Source organism: Desulfofarcimen acetoxidans DSM 771, assembly GCF_000024205.1.
Classification (GTDB): Bacteria; Bacillota; Desulfotomaculia; order Desulfotomaculales; family Desulfofarciminaceae; genus Desulfofarcimen; species Desulfofarcimen acetoxidans.
The window spans coordinates 3,056,965-3,075,074 of the sequence record NC_013216.1; the positions used below are offsets into that span (position 1 = coordinate 3,056,965).

Sequence of the window (18,110 nt, forward strand, 5' to 3'; positions counted from 1 at the left end):
ATAAAGATTCGGTGAATTTAGATGAGTTCCCAAAAGCGTTTTAACAGGATTTTTCCATATACATGTTCCCGCACAGAATTATGCAGCTGATTAATATCATAGCCTTCCTTGATCAAGCAGGGTGCTTGTTCATTAATATATTCCCGTGTAATACCGGCATTAAATTCCGGGTGAAACTGAACACCCCAAATATTATTGTTAATTGAAAATGCATGATGTCCCTCAAAGCAGTTTTTGGCTAATAATTGTCCGCTCACCGGCAGATTTATTACGGACTGAGCATGGGTTACATGACCCAGAAATTTTTTAGGCAAAACACTCAACAAAGGATCATTTTCCCCCTGCTCGGTAAGTTCTATATTAACAGTCCCAATTTCTTTGCCCCCCGGATGAAAATCCACATACCCGCCAAATGCTCTGGCCAGGAGTTGGTGGCCATAACAGATGCCCAAAACCGGTATGGATTCATGAACAGAAGCTCGCAGCCACCGGGAGAGATATATGCTCCAATTATCATTGTCCGTAATCATGGAATGGGAACCGGTTATTATAACCGCTGAAACGTCTTTATAATCCGGCAAAAATTTATCTTTGTAGATAGCTGAAACCATAACGCCGGCAGGCGAGATATCTGCTTGATTAATTATAAAATCATCAAAATCACCGTAAGTCTCGCGTATGGAAGGAAAAGTTGTGCCGGTTTTAATAATCAGTAACTTTTTCATATATGTATCCTTTCTCTCCTACCTGGCTCCAGGCTCGGAAACAAATCAACAACTCCAATATATAAGGGACCGGAGTTGTCAATTTAGAGCATCTTTCTTTGTTAGCTTTTTCAAAATTGCAATCCAATACTTAGGAATTTTTATATTGCCACCTTATCCCGGGTAAAGAACACCAGATCACCCAGCCGTGCTCCGGCTACCTCAGCAACACAATCACATTTTATTTTCAGCAGGAAGAAAATCCGTTCCCTGGCCCACGCCTCCTGCTCCAGTGATTCAAAATTAGCCTGGCCTTTTGAAATGATCAAGTCCGTTTTTTGCAGCAATTGCAGAAGTTCAGGTGAAATATTAGCCAGTGAAGTACCCAGGTACTGGGAACCGGTTGTTATAACTTCCGCCACCCTGTGCATTTCCACATATTCAGCATCTTCCACAGTGGCATCATTTAAGATAGGCGCACCCTTAACCACATAAGTAACCTTTTTGTTTTGGCTAACCAGTTCTTCCACCAACAGTTTATCAAAAACTATCTCTCCGGAATTGTCACCCAGTATCAAAACTCTGTCAACATTATTCAGGCCGGCAACAAACTTTTCATAATCATCTCTGGCAAAACCAGCTTCTTTACTTTGCCGCAAACTTTCGTCAATATCAAAGGTTTTGTTTATGCCCAGATCAATCACATTACCGGCCACTGCAAATTTAAGTGAATCATAGAGCCTGTCTGTTGAATTCTCCAGCATAACTTTTAGCTTTGGAAAAATACTTAGAGCCAAATCATTAGATTCCCTTTTGGCCTCCCGGTAGGGATCGTCCATACCCAGGCTCTTATATAATTGCAGCAAAATCTCAGTGGAATTATCACAGGGTGTTTGGTCTCTGTCAAAACCCTTGATGGTATCCATCAATTCATAGAGAATCCGGTGCTGCCTGTCCTCACTTGCTCCGGCAATTGTCATGCAAATAATTGCCTGTTTTAAATAACAAGGCACGCAATCCACAAATGTTCTCATTTACATCCCGTTCCTTTGCTTTAGTATACATTTTTTATGTAGAAATTCATTAATTATATTAAGGCATATGTCTTTATTCTAACATAAACGGCTCAACTCTTTTCAGCAACAGTCTTAAAAATTTAAAAAAGAATAATTGGAAAAATTCATACACCTAACTATTACTGCCATATATATTTCTATCTATAATTTTTTCATAATTTTCACTTTAGCTTCACAATACGAATGTATAATTATAGATATTATTTAATGGGAGGATTTCGAATGATTAAAAGCAGGCAGCTGCATCTGTGGATTGGCTTAATTACTTCCGTTTTTATTCTGATAGAAGCTGTTACAGGCTTGATCATGCTTGAGCCATGGCTTATAGGTGTAAATCACAATACTTCCAGGACTGAGGTTGAGATGTCCAAATCCGGTTTGCCCACAACCGCCGGTGAATCGGACAACAGAGCACACTTTGACGGAAAGGCACCGGGAGGCGCTGATTATAAAAATCCCGGCAATAGCTTTAGCCTGATGGGCTTGATCAAGGGGCTTCACAGCGGAAGAATAGGCAATACCGATATCTCTGTTTTTCTTGATGCAGTAGCTATTAGTCTAATTATACTGTCAACAACCGGCATTATCTTATCAGTTCAGATATTGAGCGTCAAAAGAAGAATACGAGGAAAAAAATAATTAAACAGTGTTTTATCTGCAGACCTGCAATAAGTATAACTTACCATATATTAAATAAAGCGGTGGCAGTTTCCAACTTTAAACTGCCACCGCTTTATAACCGTCAAATATTTAAATATAGCCGTAAATTATCTATATGGTACAAGAATGCAATCTTGCAGATGCCCCAAATAACTAAGCTTAAATAAAACTATTTCCTTAAACGGGCCTTTATTTCCTGCAAAAACTCTCTGGTATTAACAATCTTCTTCTCGCCTTCCGCCAGTATAGCCAGGTCCTTGGTCATAACCCCGGCTTCTATGGTATTTAAAGCAGCTTGCTCCAAATCACCGGAGAATTGGACTAAACTGCTGATACCATCCAATTCCCCTCTTTTTCTCAGAGCCCCTGTCCAGGCAAACAAAGTGGCCACAGGGTTTGTCGAGGTCTCCTCACCTTTGAGATACTGGTAATAATGCCTGGTTACCGTCCCGTGAGCAGCCTCATATTCAAAATATCCTTCGGGCGAAACCAGAACAGATGTCATCATGGCCAGGCTGCCAAAAGCGGTAGCTACCATATCAGACATAACATCACCGTCATAATTTTTACAAGCCCAGATAAAACCCCCCGAGCTTCGAATTACTCTGGCTACAGCATCATCAATCAATGTGTAAAAGTATTCAATTCCCGCAGCCTTAAATTTATCTTCATATTCATCATCATAAATGTCCTGAAAAATATCTTTAAAATTATGATCGTATTTTTTGGAAATAGTGTCTTTTGTAGCAAACCATAAATCCTGTCCCTGATCAAGTGCATAGTTGAAGCAGGCTCTGGCAAAACTCCCGATGGATTTATCCACGTTGTGCATAGCCATAACAATTCCGGGCCCGTCAAAATCGTGGATAACTTCTCTGGTAATTTGCCCGTCTTCACCGGTGAAAACGATTTCCGCCTTACCTTTTGCAGAAAGCTTCATTTCAACACCCTTGTAAACATCTCCATAGGCGTGCCTGGCAATAGTAATGGGCTCTTCCCATGTCTTAACAAAGGGCTTGATGTTTTTAACTATTACCGGCGTACGAAAAACAGTTCCGTCCAAAATAGCTCTAATAGTAGCGTTAGGGCTTTTCCACATCTGCTTTAAATCATACTCTTCAACCCTCTGGGCATTAGGTGTAATAGTGGCGCACTTAACCGCTACACCGTATTTTTTGGTAGCTTCCGCTGCTTCCACCGTTATCCTGTCATCTGTTTCATCCCTTTTCTTAAGTCCCAGATCATAGTAAACGGTTTTTAAATCTATGTAAGGCGTCAATAGAATATCTTTTATATCCTGCCAGATAACCCTGGTCATTTCGTCGCCGTCCATCTCAACCAGTGGAACATTCATTTGAATTTTTTCTGCCATCTAATCCGTCTCCCCTTCTGAATCTAATCCATGATAGTACATTATACAACATCTAAATTGGTAAATAAACCTCTGAGACACATGCTAACCTCTACGGCCAAGCTCAAACTTATTAAAGAAGTTTTTTTTGCAAGCATATTAAATCCGTCGACTGCCAGTTCATGTTTTTATAGAATCTCAAAGCAGTACCGTTATGCCTATCTGCCACTAAATCCAGGCGCTTGACCCCCTGGTTAAGCGCCCATTCCTCAAGCTTAAGCAGGAGTCTTTTGGCAACACCCTGACCTCGAAAACTTTTAGCTATTACCACGTCTTCTATAATTGACTTAAGGCCTCCTTCGGCTGTTGAAACCAGCAATTGTGCGGAACACATGCCGATTATTTCTTGATGCAGTTCAGCAACTATCAGGCAACGATGATTCTCTTCATCAAGCATCATTTCCAATCCTCGGCGTTGTTTATCCCAATCAAAGTCAAAATCTGTCTCAATTTTAAACAGTAATTCTAGAAGACCAACCATTGCCTCTATATCCTTTGCCCGTGCTTTTCTAATTACAATACCAAACTCCAAATGCAAAACACCTCTTTTAAAAAAATAAATTTTTACCGGGACGGCCCGTAAAGCCCTTGGCTTCAGACATGGGGATATAAGGGCCATCGGGCGAAGCCCGATAATTATGCAATCTTGTTATTTAGTTATATAGCTTTATAGTGTACAATAACATCATGGAATATAAATCCAACAACAATGTAGTGTACCCATGCAAATATCATGTAGTATGGTGTCCTAAATATCGTCGTAAAGTGCTAACCCAAGGTGTAGATGTTTGACTAAAAGAGTTGATACATCAGATTTGCAGCGAACATCAATCAGAAATCCCGGAGTTAGAAATTATTAAACAGTAAATTGAGAACCAAAAGAAAGTATAAGACACTAAACTTCTACATAGAAAGGAGGTGAAACCAAATGTTTGCAACCCAAAAGAACCGTATTAAACATCTAACTAAAGAGCAATATGCTCTACTGCAAAACCTCTGCCGGTATGCTAAAAACCTGTACAATGTGGCATTGTACAACATACGGCAGCACTACTTTGTCACCGGCAAGCTTCTAAGCTATGCCAAAAACTGTGCCCTGTGCAAAACCAACGAAAACTTTAAGATGCTGCAGGCCGGTGTTTCCCAGCAGATTATCCGGGTAGCTACTCAAAGTTTCAAAAGCTTTCTCGGATTGAAAAGGTTAGTGGCTAAAGGCCAGTACCCGGCAGAGAAAGTCCGCATCCCACGTTACCTGAAAAAAGACGGCTATTTTCAACTGGTACTGTCAACCAACGCGATAGCCATAAATGCCGGGTACCTGCAGCTGCCGTTATCAAACGTATTCAAAAAAGACCACCCGGAGGCCAAGGACATCCGGTTTCCGTTTCCCGAGCGATTAGATAAAACCAGTATTCGGGAGGTACGCATCAATCCGGCTCATAAGGCCCACTTCTTTGAAGTGGAGTATATCTACCGTGACAAGCCGGCAGTGCTGCCTTCCCTGGATAGCAATCGCATCCTGGGTATAGATCTGGGTGTAGATAACCTGGCTGCCTGTGCATCCACCACCGGGCATGTCTTATTAATTGACGGCAAGCAACTCAAGGCCGCCAACCAGTGGTATAACAAAGAAAGAGCCAGGCTGCAGTCGATTAAAGACCTGCACAACATTAAGAGTGAAACCTACAAGCTGGCTGCCCTTGCCGTATCCCGGGAAAATTTTATCACCGACTACTTGCGGAAAGCTGCCAAACATATTGTAGAATTCAGTATCTCCCTGGAGATTGGCACAGTGGTAGTTGGTGTAAATAAGGAACAAAAGCAGGGAGTCAACATTGGCCACGTTAACAACCAGAACTTTGTACAAATCCCCCTCTGGAAGTTCCGGCGTATTCTGAAAAACCTCTGCGATAAGTACGGTATCACCTATATTGAGGTAGAGGAGAGCTACACCAGTAAAGCCAGCTTCCTTGATAAGGATTTTTTGCCGGAGTACGATCCCGCGAACAAAAATGAATATACCTTCAGCGGTAGACGGATTAAGCGGGGGTTGTATCGAACAAAAAACGGTTGTGTTATTCATGCCGACATCAACGGTGCAGCGAATATCATCCGCAAATACCGGTCGGATGGGGATTTTTCCGTTCTGGATAAGGATATATTCTTAAATCCCTACCGGGTGCAGGTTCTAAATACACCCCGTAAGAAACCACCGATAGTCCAGAAAAAGAAAAGTAATGCAGCGGCGTAAGCGACTGCTTAGAGGTGATTGTACTGCCCTCGGGGTTCGACCTCGGAATCTCCTGGCTTTAGCTATGGGGAGAATGTCAAGTTATATACATTATACCTCCGCTCAAACACTTAAAAATATATTAAAATTATTTTAATCGGCATTAAACTGCCAGGTGGAAATAATATATAATTAGTATCCGACTGCTTTTGAGCAAAATATTAGTTTAAATCCTATTAATAAAAGTTGGGTAAGAAGTTAAACCCATGTTAAAATAACAGTTAGCAGCATAAGTTATCCATGGTTGTAAATAAATTTAATGAGGGATGAGATTTTGTCTACAACAGGCCTTATACTAGCATCATTATTTTTTTTATTTGGTCTTACCGGCACCTTTATCCCGGCACTGCCGGGCGCTCCTCTTATTTTTCTGGGTATGCTTATTTATGGCTATTTTGATGGCTTCGTTCATTTGAATTGGACTTTCTACCTGCTGCAAGGCCTGGCTGTAATTATTGTTTTTCTTCTGGACTACTTGGCCGGTGTTTGGGGAGTTAAACGCTACGGTGGTTCAAAGATAGCGGTATGGGGAAGTATTATCGGTTCTATCATAGGCTTAATATTCCTTGGACCTTTAGGTATTATTTTAGGTCCCTTCCTTGGAGCGATCGCCGGCGAAATTTTAATGAAAAAATCTGCCGAACAGGCGCTTCGCAGCGGCTGGGGTACTGTAATCGGATTTTTAGGCGGGCTAATGATGAAACTGACGGTAGAAATTGCCATGATTATATGGTTTTTTATGGTTGTATTATAGTAATGTTCCTTGCAAATAAATATATCGAGCACATCAACCCGCTGAAAAGCGGGTTTTATTTTTTTGCTTAAAAACAAAAAAAAAATTTCAAATCTGAAAAGTGTCAATGTGAGCCTCACAGAAATGAAATAAAGTATAGCCATAAAGATTAGGCAGGTGATGATGAATGTACCCGGAAATAATTGAATTTTCAGAGGAAATACCGGCCAAAGTCTCGGTGCAGAGGATCGACGAATACCCCTACCACTGGCACAATGCCGTGGAGATCATTCTGGTGCTGGACGGCCGGGCCGAGGTAACACTGTGCGGTGAAACCCATCTGCTGAAAAAGGGCGGCGTTGCCGTCGTCAATGTGAATGAGCCGCACCGCATCAAAAAAAGCGGCGGGGAAAACCGGCTGCTGCTTTTGCAGATAGACCCCGCCTTTTGCAGGAGCGTTGATCCGGAGTTCGACGATGTAATCTTTTTTTGCTGTTCCACTTATCACGAGGCCGAGGTACCGGAAAAATACCGCCGCATGAAGGAGAGCATCACCCATCTGGCGCTTCTCCTTGACGAGGATGGCAGCCCGGTCCAGGAGGCTGATGTCAGAGCCGGACTGAATGAACTGCTCAACCATATGATTCAAGGCTTCGACTACTTACACTACGGTGCCGGAACCCAACCCATCCCTGAAAAGCTGGTACAACGGTACAGAATGATTTATGAGTACCTTCGCCAAACGCCGGGAGCCAAAAACCCTCTTTCGGAGCTGGCAAAGGCCGCGGGTGTCTCTCCCCAGCATCTGTCCGGTGACATCAGTGAAAAATTCGGCCTTACCCTGCGGGAGCTGATATACAGCGGCAACTGTATGGAAGCAGTCCGGCTGCTTTTAAGCACGGATAAAATGATTTACGAAATTTCACCGGCCAGCGGTTTCTCCGACCCCAAGTACCTTATCAAGGCTTTCAAACAGTTTTACGGCTGCACCCCCTCCGAATTCCGCAAACGTCACAAAGTCGGGCCGGAAGGACTGGCGGCGCAAACACGGTATGAGGACTTTCCCCCGTCCTTCATAAAGAAATATATAAATATTTTTCAGGACCTGAAAAGTGTCAATGCGAAGGATAAAAAATCCATTTACAATAGATAAGATATAAAATATTAAAATAAAATTTCTGTGAGGAGGTGATTCGTATGGAGGATATATACATCGGTACCATTGTGCTTTTTCCTTATAATTTCACGCCGGCGGGCTGGCAGTTGTGCGGCGGGCAGTTCTGTTCAATAAAGCAATATGAAGAGTTGTTTAGGCTTATCGGTACATCCTACGGCGGCGACGGCATAAATAATTTTGCCCTGCCTAATCTGGCCGGGACGGAGCCTTGGCCCTTTGTGAAATATTATATTGCAACAGCAGGAACTCTGCCGCCCCAAAGATGATTACGGAAGGAGGAATCTTTAATGTATGACCCCTTTTTAGGGCAGATACAGCTTTTTGCCTTCGGCTTCGCTCCCAAAGGCTGGATAATATGCAAGGGAGCAACATTATATGTCAGGGAACATCGGGCATTATTCGAACTGCTGGGGAACAGATTCGGCGGAGATGGGGTAAATACCTTTTGCCTGCCAAATCTGACCTATGCACAGCCCACGGGTAAGCCGGACCAGATGTGTTATTACATGGCGATCATGGGGGTTTATCCCCATGAAAATTGATCTGCATGACCGGATTAATAATTAACTAAACTTTCTCACAGAGGAGATGTTGAGAAAGACTTACACTACTCTTTCCGAGCAAGAAATCGTACGTATCTACGAAATGCGCCGGGATATCGAGGTCTTTTTTAAATGTACCAAGAGCTTCTTACGGCTTCAAAAAAATTCCAATCCGAAAGAAGGTGTTCTAATGGTGCCTTATATAGGGCAGATACAGGCATTTCCTTATACCTTTGCACCCCATAACTGGGTGCTGTGCGACGGAAGATTATTACAGGTTAATGAGAATTTGGCTCTTTTTTCACTGCTCGGCACGACCTTCGGCGGTGATGGGCGTACCACTTTTGGGCTGCCCAATCTTACAGGAGCGGAACCGGATGCCAATATGCGTTATTATATAGCACTGGACGGTTCCTATCCACAGAGAAGTTAAGGAAGATAATCAATTAAATAATAGAAAAGGTGAAGAAGCAGATGAGTAATGTTGCCTTAAATAAAAGCGCAATAGCAAGCAGCTTTCTGGCTCCCTATAAGCCGGACAGGGCGGTGGACGGCAGCCGGGAGTTGGTGAGAAGATGGGCCGGTTATGTGCCGGGCTGGCTCTGCGTGGATCTGGGAGTACCTCATTGGGTGGACCAATGGGTGGTAAAGCATATGGGAAGCGCCGGATGGCCTGTACAGAGTTATAATATGAGAGATTATAAACTGCAGGCAGAAATTGACCGGGACGGTGAACCTGAATGGATTGATTTAGATGCGGTAACAGGCAATACGGAAGGTTTAACAAGGCGGAGGATACCGGTTTGCAAGCATAGATATTTCAGGATTTATGTTGCAAAGGGATTGAATGCCAATCATTCCCTGGCTTCTGCCGCAGAGATTGAACTCCATGAGCCGGCAACGGTTCCTTACCTGTCGGCCCTGTCCATGAAAGGGGATAACGGGCAGTTAATAGCGCTTGAACCGTCATTTTCCGGCAGGAGATTTGAATATGGGGCACTGGCGGCAATCAAAGTAGAGAAGGTCATTGTCATGCCGACGGCAATGAGTGCCGGTACATTGATAGAGGTAAACGGTAAACCGGTGAATAGCGGAGGCGCGTCGGAAGGAATCAGCATAGGCACCGGAAGTAATTTTATTGAAATACAAACGGCCTCACCCGACGGCATCATGAGTGAAACTTATAAAATTGATGTAAGGAAAGAAATAGAGAGGGCATACCTTTCCCAACTTAAGCTGACGAATCAGACCGGGCAGCCGGTGCAGCTGAATCCTCCCTTTACCAGGGAGAACTTTACTTATGCTGCAAGAGTGGGCGTTCCCGTTGCGGCGATAAATGTCATTCCTACGGAGGATAAAGAACATTCTACAATAAAAGTCAACGATATCGTCGTGGAAAAAGGCGGCTCGGCAATCATTAATCTGAGTCCCGGACCCAATGTGATAAATACGGAAGTAACGCTGGAAGTCGGTACGGCAAAGGGTACCTATACCGTCACGGTCACAAGGGGAAGCGGTCTAAGGGGTGACAAACATGGGGAATGAGGCAGGAGGAAAACTGATGGGGGGTAAATGGTTTGCCAAGAAAGTTACGGAATCTCATCTCGGTATTCCTGTGCATGGTTATGCTTTTTTGCCTTGCCGATATAGTTCATGCCGCAGGTGAGTTACCGGGATGGACTCTTGTGAAAAGCGGCGGGGCAGATCACCTGAATGCAGCTTTTGGGCCTTTGGGATCAATTATTGCAGTTCCGGGAGATAACCCTGTTATGGCTGTCTGCGGGGATTTCCTGTATGCGGCGTGGATTGAGGGGACCGGAGCGGGTAGTGAGCTCCACATTAAAAAGTATAACGGGGATTACTGGATACCTGCGGGAAATACGGCAGGCAGCTCCAGACTGGATGAGGGTATCAGCTATGCTGAGAATCCGGCAATTGCAGAGCTGAACGGCAATATCTATATGGCCTGGAAGGAAAAGAGAATGGGTTCTTACGATACCCGGATTAGGGTAAAAAAGTATGACGGCAGCTCCTGGCAGTATGTAGAAACCTATAATGCGGAATTCCAGGAATACAAGGATGGTGAAAGCCTGAATTACCGGGACGCTATGTCCGCCCGAGGTGTAAAGCTGATGGCGGATAACGGTGTACTGTATGCAGCCTGGACAGAATATATGGGAGAGGGCATCTATCGGGTGCGGGCTGCTCAATATAACGAAACTGCCGATGAATGGAGCACCATAGACGGAGAACAGGCAGGCGGATTGAACTATAATCCGCAAAAGGACAGCAACAATCTGAGCCTTGCAATGCATAACGGGAAATTATATCTTGCCTGGGAAGAAAGAGACGGCCGTATACATGTAAGAAGGCATGACGGTAATGGAAACTGGACCTTTATCGACGGAGGCGGGGAAAGCGGAGTATGTTATAATCCCGACAGCTACGAACGCAGTATGCCTGTATTAGCGGATTACAAAGGGGAGTTGTATTTGGCCTGGGTGGAGACTAGCTATTACTCCGATTATTGGGAACTTTACACTCCTTCAATAAGGCTGGCAAAATACAGGGGCACCGGCGGGACATGGAACATTATAGATTCGTCTTCGGATGCCGGGTTTAACTATAATCCCGAAATGAGTGCGTATAACCCTGCCCTGCTGGTGCATAACGATAAGCTGTTCCTGTCCTGGAGCGAGTTTGCGGAGTTTGAAGGATACAATTATTTTAATCAGATCCGGGTGATGAGCTATGACGGGATGAATAAAATTTTCATCGACGGAAACAGTTCCACCGGAATTAATAAAGAAATCATGCAGCATGCACAGAATTCGGCAATAACCGTATATAAAAATGATCTTTACGTACTGTGGAAGGAATCCAGCCGGCTTGTTGGCAGTCAGGGATATGACTGGCAGATGAGAGCAAAGAAGCTGCCCTTTCCCTCTGCCGTGATAACGCCGGGGCAGCCTTTGACCGAGGCTGATCTGAATGGGAACAGTATTGATGTCGAATTATCCTGGCTCAGTTTTTCGAATGGCGTTCCGGATAAAAATAATTTTACCCTCAACAACGCGCCCCCCGGCTTAACCATCCAAAATGTGCAGTACTTAAGTCCTGTTGCCTGTAAAATTAATCTGACCTTTGACGGCACCGACTTTGACAGGAATATGGAGCTTGGGCTGACCATAGCTCCGGCGGAGCTTTCTCTGGATACCCCCCTGACCTCCGTCAATATGCCTTTAACTTCCAAAAATACATTGGAGATAACCGCTAATAATGATGAAGAGTCCTTAACGATCACGGATAGCGATGATATATGGGAGGAACAGGAAGATCAAAAGGTGATTACCGTAACATTGAACGGAGGAACCTTTGCACCTGTCATTAACGCGGCAAACTGGACCGTATCCAATCTGCCCCAGGGTGTGAGTAAGGGAAGCGTTACCCGTACTGATGCCAATACGGTGGAAATCACACTGTCCGGCAATTCACAAATTGATTATACATCGGATATAACAAATGTAACCGTTACCTGTACGGTTGACGAATACAATGATTCGACGGGCGGAGGGACTCTTTCGGCAGCATCTGGCGTAACGCTTCGGGCAACCTATCATGTGATCTATTACGGCAACAACCATACCGAGGGAAGCGTACCCACGGATAACAGCGTCTATAAGCCCGAAGAAGATCTGGAAATTAAGAAAAACACAGGCGCTTTAGCCAGGCAGGGGTATTTTTTCACCGGCTGGAATACGAAGAACGATGGAACCGGAGACAGCTATGAGGCAGGGCAAGCCATAACTATGCCCGCGAAGAACCTGGAACTGTATGCCGTATGGCAGCAGTTGATCTGGTCCGGGGACGGCAGCAGTAACAATCCCTTCCGGGTAGAAACAGCCGGACATTTGAAGGATGTCCGCAATAAAACAGGTACGGGAGTATATTTTCTTCAGACCGGGAATATCAACCTGTCGGGAGAACTCTGGGTACCCATACCCGCTTTCAGCGGCCGGTACGACGGCAATGGATATACCATACAAGGACTTTTTGCAACCCTGCCCGCGGTTAATAATGTGGGACTCTTCGCCTCCATCACCGGGGGAACGGTGGATAATCTGCATATAGAGGAAGGGAAGGTAACCGGAAATTATTATGTAGGACTTCTGGCCGGGCGTATCGAAGAGGGCGGAAAGGTAACAGGCAGCTCCGTATCGGGTAATGTAACAGGGCACGAGATGGTGGGAGGTCTTGTTGGCTATATAGTGGAAAACGGTAATAATAAGGTGCAAAAATCCTTTGCTGCAGGTACAGTGACCGCATCCGGCAACTATGCGGGAGGATTGGCAGGCAATAACCGGGGCCAAGTTGAGGAGTGCTTCAGTACAGGTAATGTCAATGCCGGTAACGGCCTTTATATCGGAGGACTGGCAGGGGATAACTGGAATGGACAGATAAAAAACAGCTATGCGACAGGAAATGTGAACGGCAAAAGTGATGTAGGCGGTCTGGTGGGGTGGAACGGATACGCAAGCGGTACCATCGAAAACAGTTATTCCACCGGCAAGGTCAGCGGAACCAACTCCACAGGCGGCCTGGTCGGATATAACAATTCAGGGACCGTATCAAAGAGCTATTACGACAGGGAGAAGTCAGAGCGGGATGACGACAGCGGCAAGGGCTTACCCCTGGATACCCCGGCCATGAAGCATCAGAGCACTTTCACAGATTGGAGCTTTACAACCATATGGAAAATAGGAGAAAATATCTCCTGCCCCACCCTGCGCTGGCAGCCCTGGCAGCCGGATGAGCGGATTACCGCAGACCATACCGGCCTGGCTTGGGCTGATATAGCCGGTGAAAACAGCGGGCCGGACAGTATAAGTACCAACCTTGTACTCCCCCTGTCGGGGACAAATGAAACAATCATTAACTGGAGCTGCAACCCGGCGGGTTATATCAGCATGGCAGACGGGAGTCTTACAAGGCCGACGGGTGGGAATAAGGAAGTCACTTTAAAAGCAATGGTAAGCTATCCCGGAGGCATGTCACAAATAAAGGAATTTAATCTTACCATCCTCAGGGCAAGCATCAGGATAGCCGGTATCACACCGGTGGACAGCGTATCGGTGGCCTACGGCACAGATGAGACGGAGGCGATTGCGGCCCTGGCCAATACCACGACCATAACCGACAGTGAAGGCAATAGCCATACCGTCAATCTGAACTGGAGCATAACCGGTTACAGTGGAACCGCCTCCGGAAATTACACGGCTGCCGGGACCTTTGCCTTACCTCCGGGAGTGGAACAAACAGACCCGGAAACTCCTCTTGAAGTAACGGCAACCGTTACGGTGCAGGTTCAGCATATCAATCCGGGAATTAATCCTGCCGCAGCCAGCTTTGATCTGGCGGCCCCCGCCGGCATCTCTGTTTCCATCACCTGGGGAAGCACGGCGGTAAGCGTAGCAAAGGTGAGCTATGAGAGCAATCCTTTGGTATTGGATATGGATTATACAATAGACGGGGATACCCTGACCGTCAAACAGAGCTACCTGGAGAGCCTGAGCCTGGAGGAAGGGACCATAATAGAATTAGATATTACATTCAATGACAACAGCCTGCTGACGCTGGCAATCAATACGGTAAACAGCTATATCCCTTCCGATAATGCAAACCTGAGCGGCTTGACCTTAAGCGCAGGGACATTGGTTCCGGAATTTGATCCGGATGTAACCATCTACACCGTGAATGTTGGCAGCGGTGTGAGCAGCATTGATGTAATAAATGTCTTAGAGGACAGCCATGCGACAATGACAGTCAACGGAGATTCCGTAACCAGCGGAAGCACCGTATCCATTGATTTGAACATAGGAAACAATACGGTCGCCATTATCGTAACCGCCGAAAGCGAAGCCACAAAAACCTATACGGTTAATATAAACCGTGCGACTCCATCAGGCACCATCACCGGCATGGTCAAGGACAGCGGTGGCAACCCGATTTTAGGAGCGGAAGTGAACCTGACAGTGAGCACCGGCATCTATTCGGCGATAACAGATACAAGCGGAATCTACAGTATCACCGACGTGCCTGCCGGGACAGGCTATACCGTGACAGCCGGCAAACCTGGCTATGCCAGCACAAGCGTGACAGGTTTGGAAGTGACAGCAGATGCAATCACTCCGGAAGTGGATATCACCCTGAACTATGACCCGGAAGCTTCCCTGGCAACATACAAGGGTGCGCAAGTGAGACAGAACGGGGACGTCTATGATATTCGCTTTGTTGCCGTCATTGATACCCTGAATGCGAAGGAAGTCGGTTTTGTTTTCTCAAAAACCGAAACCGTACCGACCAGAGAGAATGCTTCCGTGAAAGCAACATCAATAGTATATACGGAAATAACAGCGTCAGGTTCACCCGTAACGGCAGAAGGACTGAGAGGAAGGTATATCATTGCGTGTACCGTTACCGGAATTCCGGTAGAGGATATCAACGTCGAACTTTATGTGAGAGCTTTTTCAACGGTAGGAACACTAACCAAATATACGCCGGTGACGACAGTCACTGTCGCGGATTTACTTGATTAGGGAGGTGTTTGTTATGAAAAAGGCTTATGAAAAACCTGAGATTGAAATTATAAAATTTGAACCGGAAGATATCCTGGCGAGTACATTATTTAACGGGGGCAGCGGAACCGGCGACGAATTCGGCTGGGGCGACATTCGTTAAAAAGAATTGATGGCTCATGGCAGGCGGTTAAACCCGCCTGCCATGTTTAGCCCATGTGTATGCCTTATCGGGCCGGAAGGGAAGAAAATCAATTTGAACCATTACAAAATAGCTGGCTTGACCATAGCAATGGAAGGCGCGTGTGAAACCCTGCAAAGACTGATGAAGTCCTACGGGGCAAATATAAATGGAAAAGCGGATATCACCATGAGTATCGACAGGGAAAAAATGCACAAGACCGGAGAGGAATATCCCCATCTGTCACCTGACGAGTGGGAATACATTCAGACGGGCTATGCCTTTGCCTGCAAGCTGCCGGACTTTGACGGATTTTGCCTCCACGCCTCGGCAGTCGCGCTGAATGGCAGGGCGGTCCTGTTTTCCGGCCCCTGCGGTACGGGCAAATCCACCCACACCCATCTGTGGCGGCAATATTTTGGCCCGGATCGGGTGGTGGTCATTAATGACGACAAGCCGGTACTGCGCCGGATAGAGGATATCTTTTACGTCTACGGCACACCCTGGAGCGGGAAAAGAGCCTTGAATACGAATATCCGCGTTCTCCTCAGTGCGGTTGTTTTTCTGAAACAGGCAAGGGAAAATCATATCCGGCGCTTGAGTAATAAGGAAGCGGTACAAATGCTGTTTTATCAGAGCCAGCGTCCGGGCAGTGACAGGGACAGGATAAACAGGCTTTTAACCCTGATGGACGCTCTGCTGCAAAAGATACCGGTCTATCAAATGGACTGCGACATCAGTTTCAATGCGGTAAAAACGGCATATAACGAAATATGTCAATTAAGAATGGAAACGGAGAATAAAAGATGAAGATAAAATCCGATTATGTCATGCGTGAGGTTGCCGGAACCTATGTGGTGGTGCCCACAGGCAAGACGTCCATAGATTTTTCCGGTATGATCAGCCTAAACGGCACCGGTGCGTTTTTATGGAAACAGCTTGCAGAAGATAAAAGTGAGCAGGATCTGCTTTCCGCGATGCTGGAGGAATATGAAACGGAGAAAGCTACCGCCAGAGCCGATATATCCGAATTCCTCAAGAAGTTAAAGGAAGCTGATCTCCTTGAATAAAAGAGTTGCCATGCGGGAGCTTTCTCCACTGATGAAGGAAACTCTGCAAAAAGGCGGAGAAGTTATTTTTACACCATCCGGCAGCAGTATGCTTCCTCTGCTGCGCAACCGCAAAGAGAAGGTGTGCATAGTGAAACCGCAGGAAAACCCTCTGAAGAAATATGATATGACTTTGTTTGTCCGCAACAACGGCCAATATATCCTGCACAGGATATTGGCGGTAAAAGCGGACGGCTATGTCATCATCGGAGATAATCAGTACGTCAAGGAATACCGGGTGCAGCATTCTCAGGTCATAGGCGTGGTCAAAGGAATCTGGCGAAACGGAAAATACATATCCTGTGAAGATTTTTGGTATCAGGCATATTGCAGGGCCTGGGTATGGATATATCCCCTCCGTTGGCTGTATTTTAGGGCAAAGCAACTTTTTTTAGAATGAAAAAATTTTTAGGAGGCGTCAACATGCAGTCCATACAGCTTGAAAGCTATTATTTAATTCACCTGCTGTCCGCGTTATTAAAGGATACACAGCCACAAAATCCACCGTATAAGCTGGATTGGGAAAAACTATATAAGTTTGCGGCCTGGCATGGCGTATCGAATATGGCTTGCTATGGCCTCAACAGGCTGACTTGTGACAATCAGCCACCCCAGGACATTCTGGAGAAATTTGAAAACGACCGCAAAAAGGCCGTAGCAAGAGAAGCCACCCAGCATATAGCTGTTGAACAGATTTTAGAAGCCTTTGAAGAAAAGGGAATTGTCAGTATGCCCCTGAAAGGCTGTCTGCTTAAATATCTGTATCCGCGTCCCGACATGCGCATGATGGCCGATATCGATATTTACTTCAAAACAGAACAGGCAGAAAAAGTAAAGGAAATCATGCCGGAGCACGGCTATACTGCCAAGCACCAGGGCGGAAACCATGATGTATACTATCGGAAGCCCTACATGAATATAGAAATGCACCACAGGCTTATTTCAGAAGATAGTCCCTACAGCGATTATCTGAAAAAAACCTGGGACAGGGTCCTCTTGAAATCAGGCTGCCGGCATACCTATGAGCTTTCTCACGAGGACTTTTTCATCTATTTGGTCATTCACCTCACCAAGCATTATGCCAACGGCGGGACCGGTATCCGTTCTTTTCTGGACATATGGGTGTACAAAGAGCGTTACAAAGCTGAAATGGATTGGGACTACATACAGGCGGAGTTAAATGAAATCAACTTTCTGGAATTTGCGGAAAACATCTTCGGCCTTTGTGAAGTATGGTTTGGGAATGCCGGGAGCAATGTGTTGTACGATGGAATGACGGAGTATGTTTCTTGCAGCGGCGTTTATGGCATAAGAAAACACGCTGTCGTATCCTCTATGGGCATCAAGTCAGGTAAACAGCATTCGGTCAGGATGGCAAAATGGCTGTACAGCTTGAAGCTGTTTTTTCCGCCCTTTGACACCATGAAAATCCAATACCCGTTCCTTGAAAGGGTGCCTAAACTACTTCCGGTCTGCTGGGTGCTGCGGGGCCTCCGGTGTATCGTATTCAAACGCGGGTATACGCTGCAAATGATAAATAATATCCACAACCTGTCGGAACAAGACATGAGAAAAATAGGACGGCTGCATGAGAAGGCAGGGCTTTTGAAGCAATGAGAAGGCAAACCTATAGAATTACCGGATTATATGAA

General features: G+C 45.6%; 18 protein-coding genes and 1 pseudogene. 15 read left to right on the forward strand and 4 right to left on the reverse strand.

Going from position 1 to position 18,110, the window contains the following annotated elements:
- Positions 1 to 17: 17 nt before the first annotated feature.
- Both DTOX_RS13955 and DTOX_RS13960 read right to left on the reverse strand, forming a co-directional pair.
- On the reverse strand, positions 18 to 725 hold the full coding sequence (locus DTOX_RS13955; RefSeq protein WP_015758333.1) for a glutamine amidotransferase: 708 nt from the start codon (positions 723 to 725) through the stop codon (positions 18 to 20).
- A 140-nt stretch (positions 726 to 865) separates the two neighbouring features.
- Complete coding sequence (locus DTOX_RS13960) at positions 866 to 1,738, reverse strand: damage-control phosphatase ARMT1 family protein (RefSeq protein ID WP_015758334.1); 873 nt, start codon at positions 1,736 to 1,738, stop codon at positions 866 to 868.
- 264 nt (positions 1,739 to 2,002) lie between these two features.
- On the opposite strand from DTOX_RS13960, the gene DTOX_RS13965 reads away from it, so the two are divergent.
- Positions 2,003 to 2,419 carry a PepSY domain-containing protein gene (locus tag DTOX_RS13965; protein ID WP_015758335.1) on the forward strand — a complete coding sequence of 139 codons (417 nt, stop codon included), beginning with the start codon at positions 2,003 to 2,005 and terminating at the stop codon, positions 2,417 to 2,419.
- Between the two features lie 190 nt (positions 2,420 to 2,609).
- Here DTOX_RS13965 and DTOX_RS13970 read toward each other — a convergent pair whose 3' ends face one another.
- Positions 2,610 to 3,812: an NADP-dependent isocitrate dehydrogenase gene (locus DTOX_RS13970; RefSeq protein ID WP_015758336.1), complete on the reverse strand. Its 1,203-nt coding sequence runs from the start codon at positions 3,810 to 3,812 to the stop codon at positions 2,610 to 2,612.
- 112 nt (positions 3,813 to 3,924) lie between these two features.
- Positions 3,925 to 4,383 (reverse strand): GNAT family N-acetyltransferase, encoded by a 459-nt coding sequence (locus tag DTOX_RS13975; protein ID WP_015758337.1) that lies wholly within the window; start codon positions 4,381 to 4,383, stop codon positions 3,925 to 3,927.
- Between the two features lie 137 nt (positions 4,384 to 4,520).
- On the opposite strand from DTOX_RS13975, the pseudogene tnpA reads away from it, so the two are divergent.
- The 14 genes and pseudogenes from tnpA to DTOX_RS14035 form a co-directional block, all read left to right on the forward strand.
- Positions 4,521 to 4,709, forward strand: a pseudogene (gene tnpA, locus DTOX_RS25380) (IS200/IS605 family transposase); the annotation flags it as partial.
- Between the two features lie 70 nt (positions 4,710 to 4,779).
- Positions 4,780 to 6,102, forward strand: a complete 1,323-nt coding sequence (locus tag DTOX_RS13980; RefSeq protein ID WP_015758338.1) for an RNA-guided endonuclease InsQ/TnpB family protein — start codon at positions 4,780 to 4,782, stop codon at positions 6,100 to 6,102.
- Between the two features lie 313 nt (positions 6,103 to 6,415).
- Positions 6,416 to 6,895, forward strand: coding sequence for a DUF456 domain-containing protein (locus DTOX_RS13985; protein ID WP_015758339.1), 480 nt, complete (start codon positions 6,416 to 6,418; stop codon positions 6,893 to 6,895).
- A gap of 166 nt (positions 6,896 to 7,061) precedes the next feature.
- Positions 7,062 to 8,027, forward strand: a complete 966-nt coding sequence (locus tag DTOX_RS13990; RefSeq protein ID WP_015758340.1) for an AraC family transcriptional regulator — start codon at positions 7,062 to 7,064, stop codon at positions 8,025 to 8,027.
- 44 nt (positions 8,028 to 8,071) lie between these two features.
- Positions 8,072 to 8,317 carry a phage tail protein gene (locus tag DTOX_RS13995; protein WP_015758341.1) on the forward strand — a complete coding sequence of 82 codons (246 nt, stop codon included), beginning with the start codon at positions 8,072 to 8,074 and terminating at the stop codon, positions 8,315 to 8,317.
- A 21-nt stretch (positions 8,318 to 8,338) separates the two neighbouring features.
- Positions 8,339 to 8,593: a phage tail protein gene (locus tag DTOX_RS14000; RefSeq protein ID WP_015758342.1), complete on the forward strand. Its 255-nt coding sequence runs from the start codon at positions 8,339 to 8,341 to the stop codon at positions 8,591 to 8,593.
- Positions 8,594 to 8,642: 49 nt separating this feature from the next.
- The gene (locus DTOX_RS25385) at positions 8,643 to 9,026 is read left to right on the forward strand and encodes a phage tail protein (protein WP_422698382.1); all 384 of its coding nucleotides are present in this window, start codon (positions 8,643 to 8,645) and stop codon (positions 9,024 to 9,026) included.
- Between the two features lie 41 nt (positions 9,027 to 9,067).
- Entirely contained in the window at positions 9,068 to 10,138 is a 1,071-nt protein-coding gene (locus DTOX_RS14010) for a cadherin-like beta sandwich domain-containing protein (protein ID WP_015758344.1), read from the forward strand.
- A gap of 32 nt (positions 10,139 to 10,170) precedes the next feature.
- Positions 10,171 to 15,189, forward strand: a complete 5,019-nt coding sequence (locus DTOX_RS14015) for a cadherin-like beta sandwich domain-containing protein (RefSeq protein ID WP_015758345.1) — start codon at positions 10,171 to 10,173, stop codon at positions 15,187 to 15,189.
- 13 nt (positions 15,190 to 15,202) lie between these two features.
- On the forward strand, positions 15,203 to 15,331 hold the full coding sequence (locus DTOX_RS24880) for a hypothetical protein (protein WP_015758346.1): 129 nt from the start codon (positions 15,203 to 15,205) through the stop codon (positions 15,329 to 15,331).
- Between the two features lie 93 nt (positions 15,332 to 15,424).
- On the forward strand, positions 15,425 to 16,159 hold the full coding sequence (locus tag DTOX_RS14020; RefSeq protein WP_042317277.1) for a hypothetical protein: 735 nt from the start codon (positions 15,425 to 15,427) through the stop codon (positions 16,157 to 16,159).
- Positions 16,156 to 16,419, forward strand: coding sequence for a PqqD family protein (locus DTOX_RS14025; RefSeq protein ID WP_015758348.1), 264 nt, complete (start codon positions 16,156 to 16,158; stop codon positions 16,417 to 16,419). Before DTOX_RS14020 ends, DTOX_RS14025 begins: the two co-directional genes overlap by 4 nt.
- A complete protein-coding gene (locus DTOX_RS14030) occupies positions 16,412 to 16,858 on the forward strand; it encodes a hypothetical protein (protein WP_157862967.1) in 447 nt (148 codons plus the stop codon). Before DTOX_RS14025 ends, DTOX_RS14030 begins: the two co-directional genes overlap by 8 nt.
- A gap of 23 nt (positions 16,859 to 16,881) precedes the next feature.
- Entirely contained in the window at positions 16,882 to 18,075 is a 1,194-nt protein-coding gene (locus tag DTOX_RS14035) for a nucleotidyltransferase domain-containing protein (RefSeq protein ID WP_015758350.1), read from the forward strand.
- The last annotated feature ends 35 nt before the right edge of the window (positions 18,076 to 18,110 follow it).